Below are 22,808 nucleotides of genomic sequence, written 5' to 3' on the forward strand. Positions count from 1 at the left end.
TGGTAGGTGCATATATGCACCTACTTATCGTAAAATTTAGTTAAAAGCAGAGCAATTATGAACACATTTAATTTTAAAAAAAGCCAATTAGCGGCTTCTGTGTCACTTATCATCACTGCAAGCACGCTTAATATCGCTCATGCAGCAGAACAAAATACTGTTGAACCTGAAATCGAAGTAATACAAGTTAAAGGTATTCGTGGTTCATTAATCCGTTCAATGGATGTAAAGCGTGACGCATCAGGCGTGGTTGATGCCATTTCTGCTGAAGAAATGGGTAAATTTCCAGATACTAATTTAGCTGAATCGCTACAACGTATTACGGGTGTATCGGTAAGTCGCTCAAACGGTGAAGGTAGCCAAATTACCGTACGTGGTTTTGGCCCATCGTTTAACCTTGTAACACTTAACGGCCGTCAAATGGCAGGCACCGGTTTTACGCGTTCATTTAACTTTGAGAACTTATCATCTGAAGGCGTTAGTTCACTTGAAGTTATGAAAACAGCGCGTGCGGATACACCAACAGGTGGCCTTGGTGCAACTGTAAATATTGTTACCGCTAAACCTCTACAAAAGCCGGGTCAGCGCTTTTCATTGATGGCTAAAGGCATTCACGATACATCGGTAGAAGAAGGTGATGAAGTAACACCTGAAATTGCAGGTATTTACAGCAATACTTTTGCTGACGAAATGTTTGGTTTTTCAGCTAACTTTTCATACCACCGCCGTGATTTTCAGCGCCAAGCAGCCAATGTACGCTCTTGGTTAGTCAACCCTAACCTATCGGTTGATGCTGAAAACATAATTGATAACCGCCCAATGGATGCAGATGGTAACCCAGCTAAGCAGTTTTTCGATCCAAATGCTGGGGATAATGGTGAGTTTGTATCTGCCGCTTTCTTCCCACAAGAAGTCAGCTTTTCAAAAGATGATATTCAGCGTGAACGTTTAAATGCGCAAGCCACTTTTCAGTTTGCACCAACAGATAACTTAACGTTTACACTAGATCATACAATCTCAAATGCAACAACAGGTAATAACTCACTATCGTGGGGTATTTGGAACGGTTCGTTTGGTGGTAATGGTAATGCCTATGAGCTAGATGAAAATGGCACCGCTATTTACTATAACTCAGCCGGTGATGATGCCTCATTCACGGCATTTCGTGAAACTGCCGAGGTAGACTCAAAAGCAACCGGTATCAATGTTGAATGGTTAGCAACAGAAAACCTTAGTTTTAACTTTGATGCCCATACTTCAAAAACCACAACAGATAATGGCAAAGATCCTGGCTTAAATTCTAATGCCCGTATTATTTTGGGCTCAGCAGAGTTATCTACTAAAGAATACTTTTTCCGCGAAGGCGATGTACCGGGTTTTAATATTAATTGGAACAACGGCACACAAGAAGTAAGTCCAAATCAAATTGGTTCTAACTTCAGTATTTTTACCAGAACACCAGGTGAGTCAGAAGTTTCTCAAGTACAATTAGACGGTAAATTATTTACTTATACAGATATTGGTCTTGAAACCGTTAAATTTGGTGCGGCTTACACTAAGCAAACACTCAGTGGTTGGGGCGGCTCTAATAACGCCAATGCACCTGGCTTTAACAACGGTACATTCGCTGAAATTTTCCCAGATGCGATGTTCGAAAGGATTGATTTAAGCGGATTCCTTGATGAATTTTCATTTGGTCCTAACGGCGTAGCGCCAGGTTATGCTTACACTTATGACCTTGATGAAGCATTTGCTCGTCAAAGTGCTTATTTGACCGAAGACGTAATTGGTAGTGATTATTACCGAATTGGTAGCTTTGATAACTTCCCAACTAACGAAGTAGAAGAAGAAACCATTAGTGTTTACCTTTCTAGCAACTGGGTATTTAACGTTAGCGACTACGACGTATTTGTAAACTTAGGTCTTCGTTATGAAGAAACTGATATTGTAAGCCCAGCAAAAAGTCGTGTAGCGGAACAAGTTTACTGGGCAGGCGGTTCAGAGTGGTTAACTCAATTTGCCGCTGGTGGCGAATTAGTTGAAGTAGACTATGAAGGACAATACGACTTACTACTTCCTATGATTGATATTAAAGTCGATCTTACGGATGACTTAGTAACCCGCGCATCATGGGGACAAACAATCACCAGACCAACTCTTGGCGATATGTTAGGTAACTTGGCTTTAACACCATCACCTAAATTAAATTCAAGAAGTGGTAGCCGTGGTAATCCAAACTTAGAGCCATTTAAATCAACTAATCTAGATTTAAGCCTTGAGTATTATTACAGCGAAGGCAGTTACGCTGCTGTCGGTCTATTTTGGAAAGACGTAGATAATTGGATTGATAACACCCAGGTAAAAACTACCTTTGAAGGTTTACATGATGTGTATTTAGGTGAGCGTTGGAACAATGCAGTAGCCGCCATTGAAGGTCGTGGAGATCAAGCAACTGACACTGCAATTTACAATGAAATTGTAGCTAATGGCGTAGGCATTGGTGAAAACAACCGTATATTACCAGATCCAGCGACTGATCCGCTGATTGAATGGACCATCAATTCACCTGAAAACGTTGGTTCACGTAAAGTAAACGGTTTTGAATTTGCTGTTCAGCACTTGTTTGGCGACTCAGGCTTTGGTGCAGGCTTTAATGCCACCGTTGTTGATGGTGATGTAGAGTACGATAACTACTACCTTGCCTCTCAAGCAGTATTAGCTGGTTTAAGTGATTCTGCAAACATACAAGGCTTTTACGAAAAAGATGGCTTATCGGTGAAAATTACCGGTGCATGGCGTGATGAGTACTTAATTGCGCAAGGTTTACCTGACTCAGGTGCTACGGCTCCTCCACAATACGCAGAAGAGTACTTACAGTGGGATATTAGTGTGAACTACGAAGTTAACGAAAGCACAACGGTATTCTTTGAAGGTGTGAACTTAACCAACGAAACCGAGCGTTCATTCAGTCGCTTCGAAAGTCAGTTCTTAAGCGCGGCTCAATACGGCCCTCGTTATGCCTTTGGCGTTAGATACTCTATGGGCAATTAATACATTGCCCAAATACAGTTTTTGATTACCCCTTATAGTTGAAAAGTCAAAGCCGCTCATTGAGCGGCTTTTTTTATAACTGTTTAATTTTTTCTAATAGCTTATCGGTTGTCCAATCAATATCGTTATAGGCAATATCGGGTTTATAATAATCGCCCTTTCCTCTTGCTCTATTCACATACACTTTATTAGGCACTATCACTTTACCTAAACCTGAGGGTAACTCAGCTAATCGAACATCCATATACAGTGAGTCAGCACTGCTTGGCGCGCCAAATAACTGAGTGTTTGAAAACTGCTTAAATACATCAATGGCATCAAGACACGCACTTGCACACTGTGGCGGCACAATAACAAAAACCTGTGTTTTAAAGTCACTCTCTGGCACCGTGCTATCGCTTTGGTTTGGTTTACTTTGCGGCTCTTCGATGTAAAATAGCTTATTATTTTCAAGTGACTGCGCCATACCTGCAGCTATTTCTTTAAACTCTTTTTGTGCTTTAGGTTGATCTTTCAACACTTCAATTAATGATTTAACATGGCTAGTATTATCTTTTGACGCTCTCCACCAAACTCGGCTATTTTTTGAGTAGTTATCCATTTTTTGTTCAACAACTTGCTCACCCCACAACGCTTTTGCAAGCGTTAAGCTCCAATACGACGAGCCACCTTGGTTATGACGAAGATCTAAAACCACCGTTTTTGCACTGAGTAACTTAGAACGTTGATCAGTCACTTTTTTATACAGGTTATTGTAATCATGAGTTTGCTTATCGTTATTTGCAAAACTGGGCATAGCAATCCACGCTATGTTTTGCGCAGGCCAAGTTAAATCGGTTGTAAGCTCATCCCCATTATAGGCATGTGTTAAATGCTTACTTACACTCTTTGGCCGAACAGACCAATCAAGGGTTTTACTGTAAGCTTGCCCATTGGCTTTAACAAATTGACATTCTTTTAGAGGTGTTAAAAAGGGGTTGCCCTCATCAATTAGTAACCGCCAACCTTGCTGCCACCAATGCCCAGGTTGTGTAACCTGTCCATGAAATTTAAACACTCTTTGTCGCATTAACGTCTCGGTACTTTGCCCATCGCATCCACTTATCACATCACCTTTATTTATATTATCTGTTTCACTGTAATACACTTTTAATGCATCACCCCGCCAAACGGCACTAAAACCTGGCCAACGACGAGCAGGTCGTTCAACGCTTGAAAACACACCTGCATGACCATCTTGTAGCACAGTACTAAAACGCGCAATTGCCGCAACATGAACCTGCGGCCCGCTCGCTTTGGCAGACAGTGCAAGTGCTTCTGCTTTTGCTTGCTTTAATAGCTCAGGAAAGACTGGGTTGTTAACATCAAACATACCGGGGTGGTTTTTTGCCGAAATACTGTAAGCAGCTTCAATATCACGATCAGTAACACTGCGCCATTGCGCTGAGGTTTGAGGAGTAACTGCTAATTCTGCCATGCTCAAGGTAGGCGTAATTAATAAAGCACTCAATAAAGTACGGCTAACTATTTTTGTTTTTATGTTCATGAAAATCCATTTTAAATTAGGTTATATAATTACTGTAAACTCATTTGGTGGAACTAAAAATACCTTAAATCAAATAAGTATCAGCAAATTATTTTTATAGCAGTAACTTAACAACATTAAAAGCAGCTAACAACGAGTAAGATTTGAAATGAACTGGCTTTAAATTTAGAGCAACACCTTACTTAGACGTTTGTTCAATTTTGGTTTGCAGTAGTGTTATGCGGGCGTTGAGTTTTCTAAAGCTATACTGTGAATAGAAAAAGTTCAAAAAGAAAGCAGCAAAACCTGAACAAGCAAGCCCTATCAATGGGCTGAAATAAAACATTAACAACAAAACAATAACAGCCATCGCTATCGTAAGTCCCAAATTATGAGATGCACTAAATAACTTTCGGTTGTTTTTTTCAAGTTGAACTATATGAGAATCTATATCCATTAAAAATTTCCTTTTAATAAATCAACGTTAACTATTTTGAGCTTTAGATGGCTACATAAGTAGCATCTAAAGAAGTCCATTCATTCCACTGCGCCTTAGTTAATCGATATAACTGTACAGCACGACCATGAAATTGATGAGTGCTATAGTCTGTAAAACCAATTTTCTTTACTACTTGCTGCGCTGTTAATTTTCGTCAAAAAAGCGCCCGCTGTCGTCTGTCATTTTTACTGGCAAGCCATTATCCACCATAAAATAGTAAAAACGAAGGTCGTCTATTAAATCTGGTGCAGTTATTTCAATATCTTGGTATGTGGCGTTAGTAAATCTAAATCTTAAAATATGTTCAAAACGCTTAGTTTGGCAGTACAAAACCTCTTCAAGCTCTGATATTTTAATCTTTATACCTAGTAGCTCAAATTCACCATCTACAATTTCAATTGCCTGAGATTGCTCTTTGTTTGTAATGTACCACTGTGAAAATACTCTTATTAGTACAAATGCAAATAGGTATAAAAACTGATGCAACAACGGTTGCTTAATAAACACCTCTACCCAAAATAAAATAATAACCGCAATAAACGTGTTAAGACCAAGTGTCCAGATTAGTTTTGCACTGGGTGTTTGTTTGTACCTTGTCAGTTTATTCATAAATACCTTTTAAAACGTTATCCTTAGGTTAGTATTGCTACAGCTTAATATAACCTACTTTTGTTTCCGCTATGAACCAAAGGGTCAAGAATTCTAGCTTCATTCATCACTATTTTAGGCCGCCCGCTGATTACTCACAACTGCCTGTCGGATGATAGCCCACCCTATTAATTGAAGATCTAAGAGAAAATATGAGAGATTACAATTTAGCTAACAAAATGATTACTCCACTGCGCCTTAGTTAATCGATATAGCTGCACAGTGCGACCATGAAATTCATGAGTACTGTAGTCTGTAAAGCCAATTTTCTTTGCTACTTTTAATGACGCAATATGCTCAGGTTCAATAATAACAACGACTGATTGATGAGTAGTTTGAGTAAACACATACTCTAAAACCCCTTTAGCAGCTTCGCACGCTAATCCTTTATTCCAAAACCCGACCGCTAATCGATACCCTAAATTAGGCTCTTCGTTTCCCGCGACACTTTGTGGGGAAACGCCACAAAACCCAATGAGCAAATCGCTATGTTTATCTATTAATGCCCATGGGCCTAACCCATATGAATCGTAGCATTGTATACACCACTTTATGAATTCACGAGTTGCGGCTTCATCGCACGCACCACGAATCGAGTATTTCATCACTTCATCGTCACTAAGAATTTTACTTAATGCCGGCACATCATCAATTGAAAATGGCCGGATAACCAACCTTTGGGTTTCACATATATTCATTAAACCTCACTGTAATTAAATATGAAAGATAAAAAGCACAACACCAAAATGAGTATTATGTTACATGCCTAATAAAGGAAAATGTTTACGCTGATGATAGGTTAAACCAAGTTTAATACAGTGTTTTATCGTTCTTTCGGGGATGGATTCTAGTAAGCTTAATACTATCGCTCTATTACCTTGAAACTCAAGCTCGTCATTGAATAACTCACGAAATGTGTCAATTAGCTTTGTATTGCAATTGAAAAACAAATAGTAGTTATTTGGGCATTCTAACTTCCAATCAAGTCGGATTGGGCTACCAGTTTTAACACTGTAACTAGGCTCTCCCCATTTAATAGACTCAGTGACCTCTCCCAATTTTAACTCTGTGGCAACACTTAAAATTAAGTGACGCAATTCTTCTAACCGTGTTCTTACGTTTGCTGGGTATTCATCAAATCGAACCTTCACACCTTCGTTCATTAAACCTTCCTTGCCTGCACATATTCATTTAAACAGGATACTAGATATATATCGACTGTTGCCATTAGCTTTTCATACTTTACAATTTTGTAGTGGTTAATTCATTGAGTTGATGCACCAAGCTGGGCGCTAACTCGTTCTTACTATTTCAATCGATACAATATTTGAGCGTATCACTGTAATAAACCAAAATACACAAACCTTAATTTGCTCTGTTAATGTACACGCGTTTACAAAAAAACATTAACTGGTGCCCGATGTCTAAAATTTGATTACTTATTTGTACCTCTAAAAGCGCAGCGCCTCTTTACCCTCTTTGTGAATAATTCACTGCGATTTTTTTCGCCTCATGATTGAGCCATATATATATCGTTATAATTGGCCACTAATTTAATGCAATGGTATTGGGTTTTAAAAAACAAAGCGCTACAAAAATGTAGCGCTTTCATTACTTATAGGTTGTTTGTTTAAACTAAAACGCGTTATTAAAAAAAGCCAAGCGGATCTTCGCTGTAACTTACTAGCAAGTTTTTAGTTTGTTGGTAATGATCAAGCGCGAGTTTGTGAGTTTCGCGGCCTATACCAGACTTTTTATAACCGCCAAACGCTGCATGTGCTGGGTACATATGGTAACAATTAGTCCATACACGACCTGCTTCTATTTTGCGACCAAAGTGATAAGCACGATTCATATTACGGCTCCATACCCCTGCGCCTAAACCAAATTCTGAGCTGTTAGCCAGTTCAAGTGCTTCGGCTTCGTCTTTAAAGGTCGACATTGAAATAACGGGGCCAAAAATTTCTTCTTGGAACACGCGCATGTCATTACGTCCTTTTAATAGTGTAGGTTGAATGTAATACCCGCCGTTTAGCTCGTCGCTTAATTGCTCAACATGGCCGCCAGTTAATACTTCAGCACCTTCTTCTTTACCAATTTCAATGTAGCTTAAAATTTTATCAAACTGTGCTTTAGAGGCTTGTGCGCCTACCATGGTTTCACTATCAAGCGGGTTGCCACGTTTAATTTGTTTAGTACGTTTTAAAATACGTTCTATAAATTGCTCATAAATATCTTCTTGAATGAACAAGCGTGATGGACAAGTACATACTTCACCTTGGTTAAAGTAGGCAAGAATGGCACCCTCAATTGCCTTATCTAAATATGAGTCGTCTTTTTCCATAACATCGCTAAAGAAGATATTAGGCGATTTCCCCCCAAGCTCGACCGTTGAAGGAATAATATTCTCGGCTGCACATTTTAAAATATGTGAGCCCACAGGAGTTGAGCCTGTAAAGGCAATTTTAGCAATGCGCGTACTAGTTGCCAGTGCTTCACCAGCTTCTTTACCAAAGCCGTTTACCACATTTAAAACACCCCCTGGCAGTAAATCGCCAATAATTTCCATTAACACTAAGATTGAGGCGGGTGTTTGCTCTGCGGGTTTTAATATTACACAGTTACCTGCTGCAAGTGCAGGCGCTAATTTCCATGCGGCCATTAATAATGGGAAGTTCCACGGAATAATTTGCCCTACAACGCCTAGAGGCTCATGAAAATGATACGCCACCGTGGTTTCGTCTATCTCGCCAATACTGCCCTCTTGAGCACGCAAACAACCGGCAAAGTAACGAAAGTGATCGGCGGCCAGTGGAATATCAGCGGCAAGGGTTTCACGAATCGCTTTGCCGTTATCCCATGTTTCGGCCACTGCAAGTAGCTCCAAGTTTTGTTCAATACGGTCGGCAATTTTTAATAGTATATTGCTGCGCTCGGCGACTGAGGTAGTGCCCCACTGGGTTTTTACTGCATGGGCTTTGTCGAGTGCAAGGTTTATGTCGTCTTTATCTGAGCGCGGTACTTTACAAAATACCTTGCCATTAACTGGGCTTATATTATCAAAGTACTGGCCGTTAACTGGGGAAACCCACTCGCCGCCAATGTAATTACCATACTGCTGTTTAAATGTGACGAGTGCGTCTGCTGAACCTGGATTTGCGTAAATCATATGTGTGTTCTCTTGTTGTTGTTAGCTAAAAGTCTAAGCCGAAATTTGTTAGAGTAATGTAGCAACTTGCTTTATATTTAATCGGTATTGATTGACATTAGACCATTAAGCGCTTAAAAACTTGCTTAGCTGTCCAAAAAAGTTGTCTGTGAGTCCACATTAAAAACGCTCTATAACGATTAAAAAAGGCTGAACATGCACACATCTCAGTTAAATAAAAAACGCCAACAACTTGATGTACTGATTGAAAACAAAGTGACCTTTGCTGCCGATAACTCTGAGCTAAGTATTTACGATACCTATAAAAGTGCGCAAAAAGTGGCGTTGCACTCAAACGAATTACTGTTTTGTGCCATGCTCAGTGGTAAAAAAATAATGCATGTTGAGAGTAGTCATTATCATAAAGCGTTTTTACCACATGAATCGTTTGTATTAGCACCCGAGCAAAGCGTGCTGATTGATTTCCCGCATGCATCCTTAAACGCACCCACCACCTGTTTAGCCATTGAAATAAGCACCGATAAAATAACCAATGTGGCTAATGCGCTTAATATGCAGCAAAGCTTTGCTAGTGATACCTTGTTTGAATACACCCCTAATTTAGTGCATACCCAACATAATACGCAAACTCAGCAGTTATTAGAGCGCATGGTGCATTTATTTAGTGAGCAAGGCGCTGAGCGACACTACTTAATTGATTTATCGTTAAACGAATTGATCACCCGTTTATTACAACAACAAAGCCGTGATTTATTGCTGGCAAACTGCGATAAGCTGCGCCTAAAAAGTAACGTGAGTGATGCACTGCATTATATTGAAGAGCATTTAAGCGAAAACCTCGACATAAACACCTTGTGCAAAATAACCTGTATGAGCCGTAGTAAGTTTTACCAGCAATTTAAACTTGCTTTTGGTACAAGCCCTGCACTTTGGCAGCAACAACTTAGGCTTAAAAAAGCCCGCACGCTTTTATTAGAAGGCCACGCTATAAGCAAGGTATGCTACGACCTGGGTTTTAATAGCGCCAGTCATTTTAGCCGTTTGTTTAAGCAAACTTTTGGTATTGCACCAAAAGCGTGTCGCCATTAACCTAAAACAACAGTTTTTGTTATATTAAACAGCCTAATATGCTAGATTGTTTGCAATGTTGTAAGTAGTAATGAGTCACCGATGAGTAAACCCACCCGCTGGACATTAAAGAGTATTGCCAAAGAATTAGGTGTGTCTAATGCTACGGTATCAAATGCGTTTAATCGCCCGGATCAACTCTCTGCTAAACGCCGCGAAGCCATACTTAAAGCGTGCAAAGAGCTGGGGTATTATGGCCCTAATAAAGCGGCTCAGTCTTTGCGAAGTGGCACGTTTAATATTGTTGCATTAGTCCTTCCTGATAGCGTGGAATACATGGTATCAGACCCTGTTGCGAGCAGTTTTATGCGGGGAGTAACCTCGGTACTTGAAAAAAACAATATTAATGTTTTATTGTTTTCAGGCAATAGTGACAACCTCAACAGCGTTGTTGATTTTGTCGATGGCTTTATTTGTTATGGTCGCCCGCGCAATAAAGCACTAGTAGAGCAACTAAAAACAGTCTCTAAACATGTGGTGACGGTTGATTTTGACATTGCCCGTAACGCCTCAATTAATGTTAATAACGAGCAAGCCAGTTATGAAATAGCCAAACATGTTTTGCATAATCAAGATGATAAAGTGGCTATATTAGGTTTAAGATTACTTGATGAAAATGTATTGTGTCGGGTATACGAACATCACGAATTTGAAACTGGCCAATCTATTTCGCATCAACGTTTGCGTGGTTATCAACGCGCCTTAAGTGAGGCTAATATAACGGTTGCCGACGACCGCATTTGGAATATTCCTGAAAGCAGTGAGCGCTTTGCAAATATTGCCGCAAAAGAGGTATTAACAGCCTCCCCTCGCCCTAACGTGATTATATGCATGAGTGATTTAATTGCCCTTGCCACCATGCGAGAAGCCATAAAACAAGGGATAAAAATAGGCAGTGAGCTGCGTATTGTGGGGTTTGATGGCATAGAAGAAGCCGCTCGTTTTGTACCTCGTCTCACTACAATTCATCAAAATAGCCAAGAAAAGGGCGTTATGGCTGCTAACTTATTTATTTCTAAAGAAGAAAAACAATATGAAGTAGGTTACGCACTCGATATTGGTGCAAGTAGCTAAGCACTGCTAATAAAGCAAATAAAAAAGCCAAACAGAGGCTGCTTGGCTTTTGGTTTTCAACAAATAAAGCTATTTAAGCCAATAAACTTTGTAAGTTTAGAGTGCTTTCTTGAGTGCCATTAACCTGCGAAATAAGTGCAATACGGCTTGCAAAGTCAATCCTCAATGAAATTGATTGTTGTTCAAGCTTCCACATTAAACAACAAACACTTGCGCCGCCTTGAGCCGAAAATTCACCTGCAAATGCGGGATGTGCATTACGCATTTTAATTAGCTCTATGAGCCCTTTTACTACCGGTTTATTAAGGGCTTGCTCTATTTTAGCCGCGTTCAAATATGGGCGATTTATATCACGGCCAACATTGGTTTTTGCTAACAGTTCCATATCGTTTTCACAGGCAAATAAGCCGCCGTAATAAACTTGCGGTACACCTGGCGCAAAAAATTGAATTGCGCGCGACAGTAAATAGTCAAAATCATTAGCGCCTAATGCATTGTAATAAGTACAGTTTACTTGATATAAATCGACATTACTGGCAGCCGCGCCTGTTGCTTGGCGGCTTTGATTGTTACTATTTGCATGCATGGTTTCTACTAGGTTATCAATTTGCTCTGCATTTAATAAGCCTGGTTTTTCACCCATTGGGCCTGCATCAATAATGCCTATGCCATCATGCGTATCAAGTACCGTTAAACAGTTACGCGGCGATATTTTTAGCCATTTGAGTAATGCATCCGCATTGTTATTAAACAAGCTATGTAGAATAAGTGGTGGCAACGCAAAGTCGTAAACCATATTAACGCGCTTAGCTACATCTACTTGTGTTTGATAATGGCTATGAATTTCTGCAATGGTTTCCATGCCTAAATCGTTGGCTTGCTTTGATAAGTTATCTAAGTAGCCAAACGTTTCATCTAGCATAAAACAATTAGTACCCGCCTGCTTAATGGCATAACCTGCTGCATCTAAACGAATAATATTAACGTTGTTAGCAGAGAACTTAGTAAGTACATTATTTAAATACGCAATTCCCGCCTCTACTTTTACGTTTATATCAATTTGATTGTCGGTAAAAGTGGTCCAAAAATCATACGTTTGACCATCACCGCATTTCATTGGTGTAAAACAACTGCCTGGGCGTGGACGGTAAATAGCTTGCTGCTCAGCCTCGCTCATGCCATTGGGAAACACGTCTTCTTTGGTTAAAAATAAATCCCAAAATGCTGACGCTTTACCTTTAGCCAGCACATCTTGAAATTGAAAAGATTGCGCCGACACATGGTTCACTATTAGATCAGCCATTAAATCATGGTCTTTACCGAGTGCCTTTATGTCGTCCCAAGTACCGATTCGAGAATCAACTTCACTATGATCAATCGGGTCAAAGCCTGCATCGCTGCCATCAATTGGGTTATAAAATGGCAATAAGTGCACACCACCAAAAACGCCCTCTAATGGGCCATGTAAAAGAGTGGTAAGTGCATTTATATCTTGGCCAGTAATTCGATCAGCGTATGTGATCAATTGAACTTTATTCTTCATCATTGTGTGATTACCATGTTGAAACTTAATCGATTAAGATATATCTTTAACTAGCACGTACGAATTTACAAGTTATTTTTATAAATTTTACATACAAATATCGTGGCGACATTAATACTATAATCAGTAACTGACTGACTTACTGAGTGTTAAGAACGCATTTAACGAGGAAAAGCACATGACAAAATCACACACACACGTAAGCAGCGATCCGTTGCAACAAATTCGCTGGCTCACATATATGATGTTTTTTATGTTTGCCATGACCTCCGATGCCGTTGGCATGATCATTCCCGAGCTCATAACTGAATTTGGTTTAAGCATGACCCAAGCCAGCGCATTCCACTATGCGCCTATGGCACTCATTGCCTTTAGCGGATTATTTTTAGGCTTTTTAGCCGATAGCCTCGGGCGTAAAAAAACGATTATGCTTGGGTTATTAATATTTTCTGCGAGTTGCTTTTTATTCGCCATTAGTAGCAGCTTTATATTTTTTGTTTTTTTGCTTTGCTGTATTGGTTTAGCTATTGGCTTATTTAAAACCGGCGCTTTGGCGTTATTAGGCGATATTTCTCATAGCAACGCAGAGCACACTAAAACCATGAACAAAGTAGAAGGCTTTTTTGGTATTGGTGCCATTGTTGGACCTGCACTTGTTGGTGTATTACTGGTACAAAATGTAAGTTGGACTTATTTATATATTATTGCCGGCATTATGTGCTTAATTTTAGCGTTTTTAGCGTGGCATGCAGAGTATCCAAGCGTTGTTAAAAGCACTGAAAAGCCCGCTTCACTTGCTACCACCATGAAAATGATTAAAAACCCCTACGCGCTTGGCTTTTCGCTCGCCATTGCGCTTTATGTTGCAACCGAGGTTGCCATTTACGTATGGATGCCGACGCTGTTAAAAGACTACACAGGCTCTTGGCCCCTTTTGGCAACCTATGCACTCACCATATTTTTTATACTGCGTGCCGCAGGGCGTTTTATTGCGGTGTGGTTATTAAACCGCTATAGCTGGCAAGGTGTTATGGCTTACTTAAGTTTAGGTATCGCATTGTGTTATGTGGGTACTTTAGTCGGTGGCGTTGATTGGGCTGTTGGTTTATTGCCGCTTTCAGGGTTATTTATGTCGATGGTTTACCCGACCTTAAACTCCAAAGGAATATCGTGCTTCCCGGTACAACAACATGGCGCAGTTGCTGGGGTTATATTATTTTTCACTGCACTTTCAGCCGCATTAGCGCCTTTATTTATGGGTATGATCAGCGATTACTTTGGTCATGTACGTTATGGTTTTTACCTTGCAACCGGCTTTGCCATTATTTTATTTTTAGCGATGCTGTTTAACTATTTCCGTGACCCATCAGCCTGCGCTTTACAAGAGAGCAACCTAATAACTGAGTAAATCAACAAATTGGGGGCTAAAAAAAACACTATATAAATCAATAGATGAGTAAAAAAACAGCAAATAAAGAATAAAATAATTTGCTTATTGTAAAAGATTTGTTATTTTTACTTAATCGATTAAGTAAAAATAACAAACCCCTTCGGGCTCACAAAGCGAGGCGTTCACATGACAACACACAACACACCTTTATATTTAATGAGTGCTTTAGCGCTGGCTGTAAGCCAAGGCGTTTATGCACAACAAGAAGAGCAAAACACACAAGCGCAAGCTAACAAAGGTCTTGAGACTATCGTTGTAACCGGTGTACCACGTCGTACAACCATTATGGCATCAAGCTCATCAGTGAGCAGTTTATCGCTTGCTCAAGTTGAAGTATCTACACCGCGTTCAACTGCTGAAGCGTTTAGAATTATTCCGGGCGTACGCTCAGAGTCAACCGGCGGTGAAGGTAACGCAAACATTGCTGTACGCGGCTTACCTGTGGCCTCTGGTGGTGCTAAGTTTTTACAATTACAAGAAGACGGTTTACCCGTTATGCAATACGGTGATATTGCTTTTGGTAACGCTGATATATTTATGCGCCTAGATAATACCGTACAAACTATCGAATCAATTCGCGGTGGTTCGGCCTCGACTGCAGCAAGTAATTCACCGGGCGGCATAATTAACTTTATATCTAAAAATGGTGAAAACGAATCAGGCAGTGTTTCTACAACACTGGGCCTTGATTACGACACTATTCGTACAGACTTTGAATACGGAACTTACCTTAGTGATAGCGTACGTTTTCATGTAGGTGGTTTTGTGCGCCAAGGTGAAGGCCCGCGTGAAACAGGTTACACATCAAATAAAGGTGGGCAAATTAAAGCCAACCTTACCAAAGACTTTGAAAACGGTTACGTGCGTCTTTATTACAAACATTTAGATGACAAAAGCGTGGGTTACTTACCAATGCCAATGTATGCAAATGGTGACTCAATCCCAGGGTTTGACGCACAATCAGATACCCCGCATTCAGCATTATTTACTAAAACAGTGCGTTTAAATGGCGAAAATCAAATTAGTAGCGGCGATATTCGCGATGGCATGAACCCGCAAGTTGACTCAGTGGGTTTTGAAGCTGTATTTGACTTAGATAACGATTGGCGTATTGAAAACCGTTTTCGTAAATCCTCTGTTAGCGGTAACTTTAATTCACTTATTCCTGCTGAAGTAGGCAGCGCGACTGCTATTGCACAAAGTATTGGCGGCGCAGGTGCAACGCTTAGTAATGCAAATACCGGAGCTGCATTTAATGACGATTTAGCCATGCGTATTCATACGTTTGACGTCACAATGAACGACTTTGACTCTATTGTGAACGACTTCAAACTAACTAAATCACTAAGCGATGATACAAGCGTTACATTTGGTTACTATGCTTCAACGCAAAATATTGCTATGTCATGGTTATGGAACTCTTACCTAATGGAGCTTAAGGGCGATAATGCGGCGCTACTAAATGTAACAGCTGCCGATGGTACAGCGTTTTCTGAAAATGGCTTATATGCATACGGAACGCCTTTTTGGGGTAACTGTTGTCAGCGTGATTACGATACAGAATACGATACCCGCGCCCCGTACGTTTCATTTTCAACAAAAGTGGGTGATGTAAGTATTGACGCAAGTGCTCGTTACGATAGTGGTGAAGCACGCGGCAACTATGCAGGTGCCGTTACCTCAACGGTCGATATGAATCGCGATGGAGTGATTTCAGTTCCTGAACAAAATGTAGCAGGCATTGATACCGCAAATGCTAGCCCAGTAAATTACGATTGGGATTATGCATCCTATTCAATTGGGGCTAACTACCAAATTGATTCAAGCCTTGCGACATTTGCACGATTGAGTAAAGGTGGCCGTGCAAATGCTGACCGACTTTTATTTGGTAAAGTACGCGCTGACGGTTCGGTTGCTGATGAAGATGCCGTTGATGAAGTAAACCAGTATGAATTTGGGGTTAAAAAACGTTTTGATTCACTCTCAGTTTTTGCAACAGCGTTTTATGCAGAAACAGAAGAGCAAAACTTTGAAGCAACATCGCAAACCTTTTTTGACCGTGAGTACGAAGCAAAAGGGATTGAAATTGAATCAACTTACTTCATCGATGCATGGGATTTTCGTGGTAACTTAACATGGACTGATGCAGAAATTGCTAAGGATGCACTTACCCCTGAAGTGGTAGGTAATACGCCACGCCGCCAAGCTGATTTAATCTACTCTTTAATGGCTCGTTATAGCTTTGATAAAGGTGCTGCCGGTGTCAACTTTATTGGTACTACTGATGCTTACGCTCAAGACAATAACGACCTTAAATTTGACGGTTACACTCAAGTAAATGGCTTTGTAAGTTACGATTTATCTGAAAACCTTAATATTGCACTTAATGTAAATAACTTATTCGATACGGTAGGTATTACAGAAGCTGAAGAAGGCTCAATTCCAGATAATAACATTATTCGCGCCCGTACTATTAATGGCCGCACAACATCAATAACGCTTAAATACGCGTTTAACTAACCATCGTTAGTGTAACAAGCGCAGAAGCTATGTTTTTCAGCGATTGTTACACTAACTTTAATTAGTTTTAATAATTCTCCCTTGAATTTTGACCTAGCTCTGCTGGGTTTTTTAGGATTTACACTATGACCAAATTACTTAGCCTCGGCGAGCTACTTATTGATATGCTGCCACAAGATTCTCAAAACAGTGCTTATTTGCCCATTGCAGGAGGTGCCCCTGCCAATGTAGCGGTAGGTTATGCAAAGTTAGGCGGCAAGGCTGCTTTTTGTGGCGGTATGGGTGATGACTACTTTGCTAAACAATTAAGTAAATCGCTTGCGCAATATAAAGTAAGTACAGAGTACTTATTTACGATTAAAGACTCTCAAACGGCCGTGGTTATTGTGAGTTTAGATGAAACCGGTGAACGCAGCTTTAATTTTTATCGCCACAATACCGCCGATTTACTGTTAACGAGTGATCACTTATGCCATATCAAATGGGATGAATTGAGTACCCTACACTTTTGTTCCAACACGTTAACCAATCCAGCCATTGCAAACACCACCGTGTGTGCTTTAAAGCTGGCTAAAAACAACCATAAACTCGTTAGCTTTGATGTAAATTTACGCTATAGCTTGTGGCAAAATAGCAATGACATTGAACACAATGTACACGCGTGTTATGCGTATTGCGACATTGTTAAGCTATCGCGTGATGAGCTGAACTTTTTAGCTGAGCAAACACAGCATGCACCTGATGATTACTTACAATCTATTTTAAATATAGGTGTTAAATTGGTATTTTTAACCGATGGCCCTGCACCGGCAACGGTTTACCATAAGGGATTTATATTAAATGAATCGGCGCCAATCATTAATGCTGTGGATACTACCAGTGCCGGTGATGCGTTTATTGCAGGCGTGTTATATTATTTAAATCACACCGATGAAAATAGCCCGCTCATCGAAAAAATTAATAATGAGCATCTAGTAAAACACGCTTTAAGTTTTGGTTTGCGCTGTGGCTCTAAAGCCTGCTTAGCTAAGGGGGCATTTCCCGCATTACCTACACTTCAAGAGGTATAATACCAATCCGCAATAATACTTAATCATTTTACGGGGCTAAACGTGTTGCTATCTGCGTTAAAAAATTCTCATTTAGAACAACTAAATAGCAAATTTTTTGCCTAGCTATCAACACGTTTTTCCAGCCTCAAAATAGATCACTTAATTAAGCGAATTGGTATAAATACTTTAAAAATAAAGGCCGATTATGGCCTTTATTTAAGCATCCGCTTCTTCATCATTACTTTTTAACCATTCTAAAGCCGCAGTGGCGTTCTCAAAATATTGAATTTCACCTGATACAAACCAACTGCCTAATTTAGCGATGGTTGATTGCCAGTCTTTGTTGCCGTATATGGCTATTTTTTTAAATTCTTTGTTATGCTTTAAGCCAAGTTTTAAATCATCCCATGCAGCTCTAAGTTCCCAGCCATCAAGCTCAGTACCATCTATGAGTACATTAACAATAGGATGTTTAACTTCGCCAAGCGCAGAGTCAATCATCGGCGTGATCACCTCATAATCTTTATGAGTGAGTGTACCTATAGCTTTTAAGGTTAAAAAAAACTCGCAACCAGAGCGCTCAATACCAATAGATAAGCCGTGTGTTGAATTTACCATAACCCGAACTCCACAATAATATGAGCATCAAGTATAGGTGATAACTTATTAACCAATAGTGAAGTAGATCAAAAAACAGGCACATCACTTTTATTGTGCCCATTTTAATTAAATGCTGAATTATGCATTTTTAAGCCGTGCTATTTGGTTTTCAACATCTGTTAAATGACCGATTTTAAGCCACACTCTGGCTCCTTCACTGCCTGCTGTTGCTTTAATTTCGCTGTTAGGCGGCACTCTTAACCAGCTGTGCTGTACTAATGTATCGCCTTGCTCTTCAAGCGAGCCCTCAAGTACTAAAAGCTCGCCCCCACCTAAGGCGTTTAACGATATTTCACTGTTAGGTGAAAATGCTAAAATACTCACCTCTTCAAAGGCATCTTTATAAAGAGAAACTACATTTACATTACTAAACTCAGGGTGAGGAACGCTGCACATGGTATTAGTTTGCAAGCGAACATGCTCTCTATCCTCTGGCTGAAACTGCCATAATTTCACAAATATCACGCACCCGTTTTCAGAGCTTGGTGTATGTTTTGACTCAGGCGGATTACGAATATAAGAGCCCTTGGGGAAATCACCATGTTCATCTTGAAAAACACCTTCAAGCACAATAAATTCTTCACCGCCGGTATGTGTATGGGCAGAAAAATGGCTGTTTGGCGCATATCGTACAATGCTGGTTGCGCGTGCAACCTCATTGCCCACTCTATCAAGTGGACGCCTATCAACACCCGCCATCGGTGAGGCTATCCATTCTAACGATTCGCTATGTACAACAACACGTTCGCTAAAATCAGCTGCAATTTTCATATTTGACTCCATATCTAAGCGGCAATACTTGGACGCTGAGCGACCTTTTCTTGCCATGCTATTAAATGTGATAGCTCACTAGGAATAGCTATTTTTGCAAAGCCTGCAAACACCAGACCGGCGTACAAAGTAATATCTGCAACACTAAAATTCTCACCAGCAACATAAGCAGAGTTGGCTAACACTGTATTAAAATAAACAAAGCCTTGGCGCGCTTTTTCACCTTGCTTTTCTCCCCAAGCAACATTTTGATAGGTTTCAAGCGCTGGGCCTAAACCATCCGTTGCATGATGAAAGTAAGTGGCTACAGCATCAAGAACCATTGACTCCGCACGTTTTTGCATCATATTAATCACTGCACGCTCTTTTGCCTCAACACCGGTTAATGAAGGGCCTGCAAAAGCGGTATCAATATATTCAGTAATTGCGGTGCATTCTGCGATGAACGTTCCATCATCTAGCTCTAAAACAGGTACGCCTGCTAAGGGGTTTTTAGCTAAAAAAGCCTCAGTACGGTGCTCACCATTTAATAAATCGACAGCAACAAATTCTACTTTATCAGTCGCCTTTTTTTCAGCAAGCGCAATACGGACACGTAATGGATTAGGAAAGTTTTCTACATCATAAATTTTCATAATTATCTCTTTATATTTTTAATCACAGTTTGAGCTAATACTGGCAAGAATAAACTACCTACCTACTGGTAGGTAATTTATATTAAGATCTCGACCTTTGCAAACTAAAAATAAAAGAGCTTGAAAATAACTACCTACTGGTTGATAATTTTTTGCAGCGATATGAAGGAAGTTTAAAATGACAAAAAAAGCAGCCCTGTTAAAAGCAGCAGAAAACAAAGTTAGACTTGGTGGCTATAGCAATTTTAGCTTTAGAGAGTTGGCCAATGAAATTGGTATTAAAAGTGCCAGTGTGCATTATCACTTTCCAACTAAAGCTGATTTAGGTGCAGAGCTTGCGCATCAATATACCGATGCCTTTATCGCTGTACTTGGTGAACCAGAGGCACACAAAGCAAACGGTAAAAACCCTATTGATATTTACACTCAGTTATTTAGAAATGCACTCGTGATTGATAAAAAAATGTGTTTATGTGGCTTGCTCGGCGCAGAAAGCGACAGCCTACCTGATAAAGTGCGGGTTGAAGTTCAGCGGTTTTTTAATAAAAATTTAGCCTGGTTAACCCAAGCACACGCTGCGAATGGTGAAAAAAACCCTGCTCGCGCGGCAATACAAACAGTGAGCTTATTAGAGGGGGCGATGATGATTAGTAAAACCCTAGATGATATCAGCTACTTCGAACAAGCCACTTTTTAGCGATTGGCGATCAAGTATAAAAAAAGCGAGCCTTTATAAGGCTCGCTTTTACATTTTTGAGATTACGATTTATTAAGCCGTACGCACTTTATGCTTTGAATGCACAACAGCTAATACAATAAACCCTATAACAGCCACCGCTGCACCAATCGGTTTACCTAAATCACTTGATAAGTTTAACCCTATTGCCGCAGTCATTATGTATGACAAGGTCACTGCTGTAGCGATTACTGCTGGTATACTAGTGATCCAGTGGAATGTACCACGGTCAAATAAATACTTGGTCGCAAGCCACAACACACTGGTAGAAAGCAGCATATTTGAGAATGCGAAGTAGCGCCAAATCACAGAGAAATCGAGCTTAGTCATAAAGTAGGCAATGGTTAAAATAGGGATTGCTAGCAATAAACGATTACGTAAACTTTGCGGAATACTAAACGCATCAACCACGGTCAAGCGCAGTGAACGAAACGCCGTATCGCCTGAGGTAATAGGGAAAACAGCAACAGCAATAATTGCCATAATACCGCCAAATACACCTAAGTAGCTGTTTGCAATATGGTTAACCACCAAACCTGGACCGCCTAAATCAAGCATAGCTTTTAAACCCGCATAGCCTTCAGGGAAGGCAGCAATACCCGCTAATGCCCATACACAACCTACAATGCCTTCACACATCATCGCACCATAATAAACTGGGCGTACGTATTTTTCGTTGGTTAAACAACGGGCAATAATAGGTGCTTGCGTTGAGTGAAAACCACTAATAGCACCACAGGTAATGGTTATAAATAGCAGCGGCCAAGTGGGCAGTCCATCAGGATTTGGTGCTAAGAAGTCATGAGCGTGATCGGCCTCAAAGTATGCTAAAAAGTCGCCCGCTACTGGTAAATGCGGTGCGTTTATTAGCAGTGATACCGCAATAGCTACTGTCATCACAATCATTAACAAACCAAAAATAGGGTAAAACTTAGTGATGATTTTATCAATGGGTAATAACGTGGCTAAAAAGTAGTAAGCTAAAATAGCCAAAACCCAAAAGGTATTATTTGCAAATATTGTATCCTTAAATATATCAAGGTTACTTAATAATCCTGCCGGGCTCATAATAAATACAACACCAACAAAAAATAGTAGCATCGCAGTAAAAATAAGCATAAAGCCTTTAAATACAACGTTGTAGTAGTGCCCTGCTATTTCCGGTAAGCTTTTCCCGTCTTCTTTTATACTCATTACTCCTGAGAAGAAGTCGTGTACAGCGCCACCCAAAACATTACCAAGCACAATCCATACAAGCGCAACCGGACCATATAATGCACCCAGTATTGGGCCAAATATGGGACCTACGCCTGCTATATTTAAAAATTGAATCAAAAATGCACGAACAGGGTGAATTGCAACGTAATCAACACCTTCGCTAAAGCGTTTTTGTGGTGTGTCGACCGTTGAATCCATGCCCGCTTGCTTTTCAACAAACGGGCTATAAAACTTATAGCCTAATATTAAAATAGTTAGGCAAATAAAAAAGATGATCATAAAGCACGCTTCTCTTTTTGTATGTGTGTATAGGGCCAAGTATTGCAGCCCAAATTTTAAAATAACAATTGAACGTAGCATATGAAAAAGCACGCAACAATGAGACGTTTGGCTAATGCTCTGGCAAAATCAAATTTATTTAAAAAAATAAAACTAAGTAACAGCATAAGTTACTTATAAAAAAGCGTTAAAAAACGTTAAAAGTGCTTATATTGCGACTAAAATCTATACGCCAATTTACAACAATAGCTACACCTGAATGATTAATTAGCCTACGATAAACATTATTACTACTTTTAATGTACTGCCGTTGGCCTACGTGGCTTTATAAAAAACAAGGATGCCCTCAATGACACAGTTTACTACGCCCGATTTATACGATGAACATCGCGACCATGTGCAAGTCGCTGACAGTGGCTTGCAACACTTTGGTAATAAAACTCTCTTTTATGGTCAAGTAGTGACTGTCACCTGCCCAGACGATAACTCGTTTGCTGGCAACATATTACATGAAAATGGTGAAGGCAAAGTGTTGGTTGTGGATGGCTTTGCTAGTAAGCGTTTTGCCTTCATTGGCGATATGATTGCAGAGCGAGCCCTAAAAAATGGCTGGCAAGGCATTATTATTAATGGTTGCTGCCGCGATATTGAAATTCTTGCCACGCTTGATTTACCCGTGATGTCGCTAGGCGCTACGCCGCGCTGCACCACTAAGCGCGGTTTAGGTGCCAAAGATCACCCGGTTAATATGTTAAACACCACAATTAATACCGGTGATTGGGTGTATGCTGATGTCAATGGATTAATTATTAGTAATAAAGCCTTGTTTTGAACAATCAAAGTGGCTGTT

19 protein-coding genes are annotated in these 22,808 nt (G+C 40.1%); 8 read left to right on the top strand and 11 right to left on the bottom strand.

The annotated features are described in order from the left end of the window. Window positions 1-57 precede the first annotated feature (57 nt). Window positions 58-3,051, top strand: a complete 2,994-nt coding sequence (locus ABZP26_RS17945) for a TonB-dependent receptor (protein WP_368485854.1) — start codon at window positions 58-60, stop codon at window positions 3,049-3,051. Window positions 3,052-3,124: 73 nt separating this feature from the next. Here the strand turns inward: ABZP26_RS17945 and ABZP26_RS17950 are convergent, their stop codons facing one another. From ABZP26_RS17950 to ABZP26_RS17975, 6 genes are all read right to left on the bottom strand, one after another. After that, window positions 3,125-4,597, bottom strand: coding sequence for a S41 family peptidase (locus ABZP26_RS17950; RefSeq protein WP_368485855.1), 1,473 nt, complete (start codon window positions 4,595-4,597; stop codon window positions 3,125-3,127). Between the two features lie 178 nt (window positions 4,598-4,775). Continuing rightward, on the bottom strand, window positions 4,776-5,033 hold the full coding sequence (locus ABZP26_RS17955) for a hypothetical protein (RefSeq protein WP_058155832.1): 258 nt from the start codon (window positions 5,031-5,033) through the stop codon (window positions 4,776-4,778). 186 nt (window positions 5,034-5,219) lie between these two features. Beyond that, window positions 5,220-5,684: a hypothetical protein gene (locus ABZP26_RS17960; RefSeq protein WP_368485856.1), complete on the bottom strand. Its 465-nt coding sequence runs from the start codon at window positions 5,682-5,684 to the stop codon at window positions 5,220-5,222. A gap of 206 nt (window positions 5,685-5,890) precedes the next feature. Beyond that, complete coding sequence (locus ABZP26_RS17965; protein WP_368485857.1) at window positions 5,891-6,421, bottom strand: GNAT family N-acetyltransferase; 531 nt, start codon at window positions 6,419-6,421, stop codon at window positions 5,891-5,893. A 60-nt stretch (window positions 6,422-6,481) separates the two neighbouring features. Further along, entirely contained in the window at window positions 6,482-6,886 is a 405-nt protein-coding gene (locus tag ABZP26_RS17970) for a DUF1801 domain-containing protein (protein WP_368485858.1), read from the bottom strand. 485 nt (window positions 6,887-7,371) lie between these two features. Next, the gene (locus ABZP26_RS17975) at window positions 7,372-8,892 is read right to left on the bottom strand and encodes an aldehyde dehydrogenase family protein (protein ID WP_368485859.1); all 1,521 of its coding nucleotides are present in this window, start codon (window positions 8,890-8,892) and stop codon (window positions 7,372-7,374) included. Between the two features lie 195 nt (window positions 8,893-9,087). On the opposite strand from ABZP26_RS17975, the gene ABZP26_RS17980 reads away from it, so the two are divergent. Further along, window positions 9,088-9,981 carry a helix-turn-helix domain-containing protein gene (locus ABZP26_RS17980; RefSeq protein WP_368485860.1) on the top strand — a complete coding sequence of 298 codons (894 nt, stop codon included), beginning with the start codon at window positions 9,088-9,090 and terminating at the stop codon, window positions 9,979-9,981. Window positions 9,982-10,062: 81 nt separating this feature from the next. Continuing rightward, window positions 10,063-11,094 carry a LacI family DNA-binding transcriptional regulator gene (locus ABZP26_RS17985; RefSeq protein WP_016900594.1) on the top strand — a complete coding sequence of 344 codons (1,032 nt, stop codon included), beginning with the start codon at window positions 10,063-10,065 and terminating at the stop codon, window positions 11,092-11,094. Between the two features lie 73 nt (window positions 11,095-11,167). Here ABZP26_RS17985 and gtfA read toward each other — a convergent pair whose 3' ends face one another. Further along, on the bottom strand, window positions 11,168-12,640 hold the full coding sequence (gtfA, locus tag ABZP26_RS17990; RefSeq protein WP_368485861.1) for a sucrose phosphorylase: 1,473 nt from the start codon (window positions 12,638-12,640) through the stop codon (window positions 11,168-11,170). 175 nt (window positions 12,641-12,815) lie between these two features. On the opposite strand from gtfA, the gene ABZP26_RS17995 reads away from it, so the two are divergent. The 3 genes from ABZP26_RS17995 to ABZP26_RS18005 all read left to right on the top strand — a co-directional run bounded on the left by ABZP26_RS17995 (window position 12,816) and on the right by ABZP26_RS18005 (window position 17,677). Continuing rightward, a complete protein-coding gene (locus tag ABZP26_RS17995) occupies window positions 12,816-14,045 on the top strand; it encodes a sugar MFS transporter (protein ID WP_368485862.1) in 1,230 nt (409 codons plus the stop codon). Between the two features lie 168 nt (window positions 14,046-14,213). Then, entirely contained in the window at window positions 14,214-16,607 is a 2,394-nt protein-coding gene (locus ABZP26_RS18000; protein ID WP_368485863.1) for a TonB-dependent siderophore receptor, read from the top strand. A gap of 125 nt (window positions 16,608-16,732) precedes the next feature. Next, window positions 16,733-17,677 carry a carbohydrate kinase gene (locus ABZP26_RS18005; protein ID WP_368485864.1) on the top strand — a complete coding sequence of 315 codons (945 nt, stop codon included), beginning with the start codon at window positions 16,733-16,735 and terminating at the stop codon, window positions 17,675-17,677. Between the two features lie 198 nt (window positions 17,678-17,875). On the opposite strand, the gene ABZP26_RS18010 is transcribed toward ABZP26_RS18005, so the two are convergent. From ABZP26_RS18010 to ABZP26_RS18020, 3 genes are all read right to left on the bottom strand, one after another. Next, window positions 17,876-18,277: an STAS/SEC14 domain-containing protein gene (locus tag ABZP26_RS18010; RefSeq protein WP_368485865.1), complete on the bottom strand. Its 402-nt coding sequence runs from the start codon at window positions 18,275-18,277 to the stop codon at window positions 17,876-17,878. A gap of 120 nt (window positions 18,278-18,397) precedes the next feature. Continuing rightward, complete coding sequence (locus ABZP26_RS18015; RefSeq protein WP_013463011.1) at window positions 18,398-19,090, bottom strand: cupin domain-containing protein; 693 nt, start codon at window positions 19,088-19,090, stop codon at window positions 18,398-18,400. A 14-nt stretch (window positions 19,091-19,104) separates the two neighbouring features. Continuing rightward, window positions 19,105-19,725 carry a glutathione S-transferase gene (locus ABZP26_RS18020; protein ID WP_013463010.1) on the bottom strand — a complete coding sequence of 207 codons (621 nt, stop codon included), beginning with the start codon at window positions 19,723-19,725 and terminating at the stop codon, window positions 19,105-19,107. 178 nt (window positions 19,726-19,903) lie between these two features. Between ABZP26_RS18020 and ABZP26_RS18025 the strand changes: the two genes are divergently transcribed. Further along, a complete protein-coding gene (locus ABZP26_RS18025; protein ID WP_013463009.1) occupies window positions 19,904-20,422 on the top strand; it encodes a TetR/AcrR family transcriptional regulator in 519 nt (172 codons plus the stop codon). 72 nt (window positions 20,423-20,494) lie between these two features. Here the strand turns inward: ABZP26_RS18025 and ABZP26_RS18030 are convergent, their stop codons facing one another. Continuing rightward, window positions 20,495-21,958 (bottom strand): carbon starvation protein A, encoded by a 1,464-nt coding sequence (locus tag ABZP26_RS18030; RefSeq protein WP_013463008.1) that lies wholly within the window; start codon window positions 21,956-21,958, stop codon window positions 20,495-20,497. A 349-nt stretch (window positions 21,959-22,307) separates the two neighbouring features. On the opposite strand from ABZP26_RS18030, the gene ABZP26_RS18035 reads away from it, so the two are divergent. Next, complete coding sequence (locus ABZP26_RS18035; protein ID WP_368485866.1) at window positions 22,308-22,790, top strand: putative 4-hydroxy-4-methyl-2-oxoglutarate aldolase; 483 nt, start codon at window positions 22,308-22,310, stop codon at window positions 22,788-22,790. Window positions 22,791-22,808 lie beyond the last annotated feature (18 nt).

Origin of the sequence: Pseudoalteromonas sp. SD03 (assembly GCF_040937955.1) — a bacterium.
In the GTDB taxonomy this organism is placed as follows: domain Bacteria; phylum Pseudomonadota; class Gammaproteobacteria; order Enterobacterales; family Alteromonadaceae; genus Pseudoalteromonas; species Pseudoalteromonas tetraodonis.

Coding starts and splice junctions, on each gene's coding strand:
- ABZP26_RS17945 (WP_368485854.1), top strand. CDS start 58: ATGAACACATTTAATTTTAAAAAAAGCCAATTAGCGGCTTCTGTGTCA.
- ABZP26_RS17950 (WP_368485855.1), bottom strand. CDS start 4,597: ATGAACATAAAAACAAAAATAGTTAGCCGTACTTTATTGAGTGCTTTA.
- ABZP26_RS17955 (WP_058155832.1), bottom strand. CDS start 5,033: ATGGATATAGATTCTCATATAGTTCAACTTGAAAAAAACAACCGAAAG.
- ABZP26_RS17960 (WP_368485856.1), bottom strand. CDS start 5,684: ATGAATAAACTGACAAGGTACAAACAAACACCCAGTGCAAAACTAATC.
- ABZP26_RS17965 (WP_368485857.1), bottom strand. CDS start 6,421: ATGAATATATGTGAAACCCAAAGGTTGGTTATCCGGCCATTTTCAATT.
- ABZP26_RS17970 (WP_368485858.1), bottom strand. CDS start 6,886: ATGAACGAAGGTGTGAAGGTTCGATTTGATGAATACCCAGCAAACGTA.
- ABZP26_RS17975 (WP_368485859.1), bottom strand. CDS start 8,892: ATGATTTACGCAAATCCAGGTTCAGCAGACGCACTCGTCACATTTAAA.
- ABZP26_RS17980 (WP_368485860.1), top strand. CDS start 9,088: ATGCACACATCTCAGTTAAATAAAAAACGCCAACAACTTGATGTACTG.
- ABZP26_RS17985 (WP_016900594.1), top strand. CDS start 10,063: ATGAGTAAACCCACCCGCTGGACATTAAAGAGTATTGCCAAAGAATTA.
- gtfA (WP_368485861.1), bottom strand. CDS start 12,640: ATGATGAAGAATAAAGTTCAATTGATCACATACGCTGATCGAATTACT.
- ABZP26_RS17995 (WP_368485862.1), top strand. CDS start 12,816: ATGACAAAATCACACACACACGTAAGCAGCGATCCGTTGCAACAAATT.
- ABZP26_RS18000 (WP_368485863.1), top strand. CDS start 14,214: ATGACAACACACAACACACCTTTATATTTAATGAGTGCTTTAGCGCTG.
- ABZP26_RS18005 (WP_368485864.1), top strand. CDS start 16,733: ATGACCAAATTACTTAGCCTCGGCGAGCTACTTATTGATATGCTGCCA.
- ABZP26_RS18010 (WP_368485865.1), bottom strand. CDS start 18,277: ATGGTAAATTCAACACACGGCTTATCTATTGGTATTGAGCGCTCTGGT.
- ABZP26_RS18015 (WP_013463011.1), bottom strand. CDS start 19,090: ATGAAAATTGCAGCTGATTTTAGCGAACGTGTTGTTGTACATAGCGAA.
- ABZP26_RS18020 (WP_013463010.1), bottom strand. CDS start 19,725: ATGAAAATTTATGATGTAGAAAACTTTCCTAATCCATTACGTGTCCGT.
- ABZP26_RS18025 (WP_013463009.1), top strand. CDS start 19,904: ATGACAAAAAAAGCAGCCCTGTTAAAAGCAGCAGAAAACAAAGTTAGA.
- ABZP26_RS18030 (WP_013463008.1), bottom strand. CDS start 21,958: ATGATCATCTTTTTTATTTGCCTAACTATTTTAATATTAGGCTATAAG.
- ABZP26_RS18035 (WP_368485866.1), top strand. CDS start 22,308: ATGACACAGTTTACTACGCCCGATTTATACGATGAACATCGCGACCAT.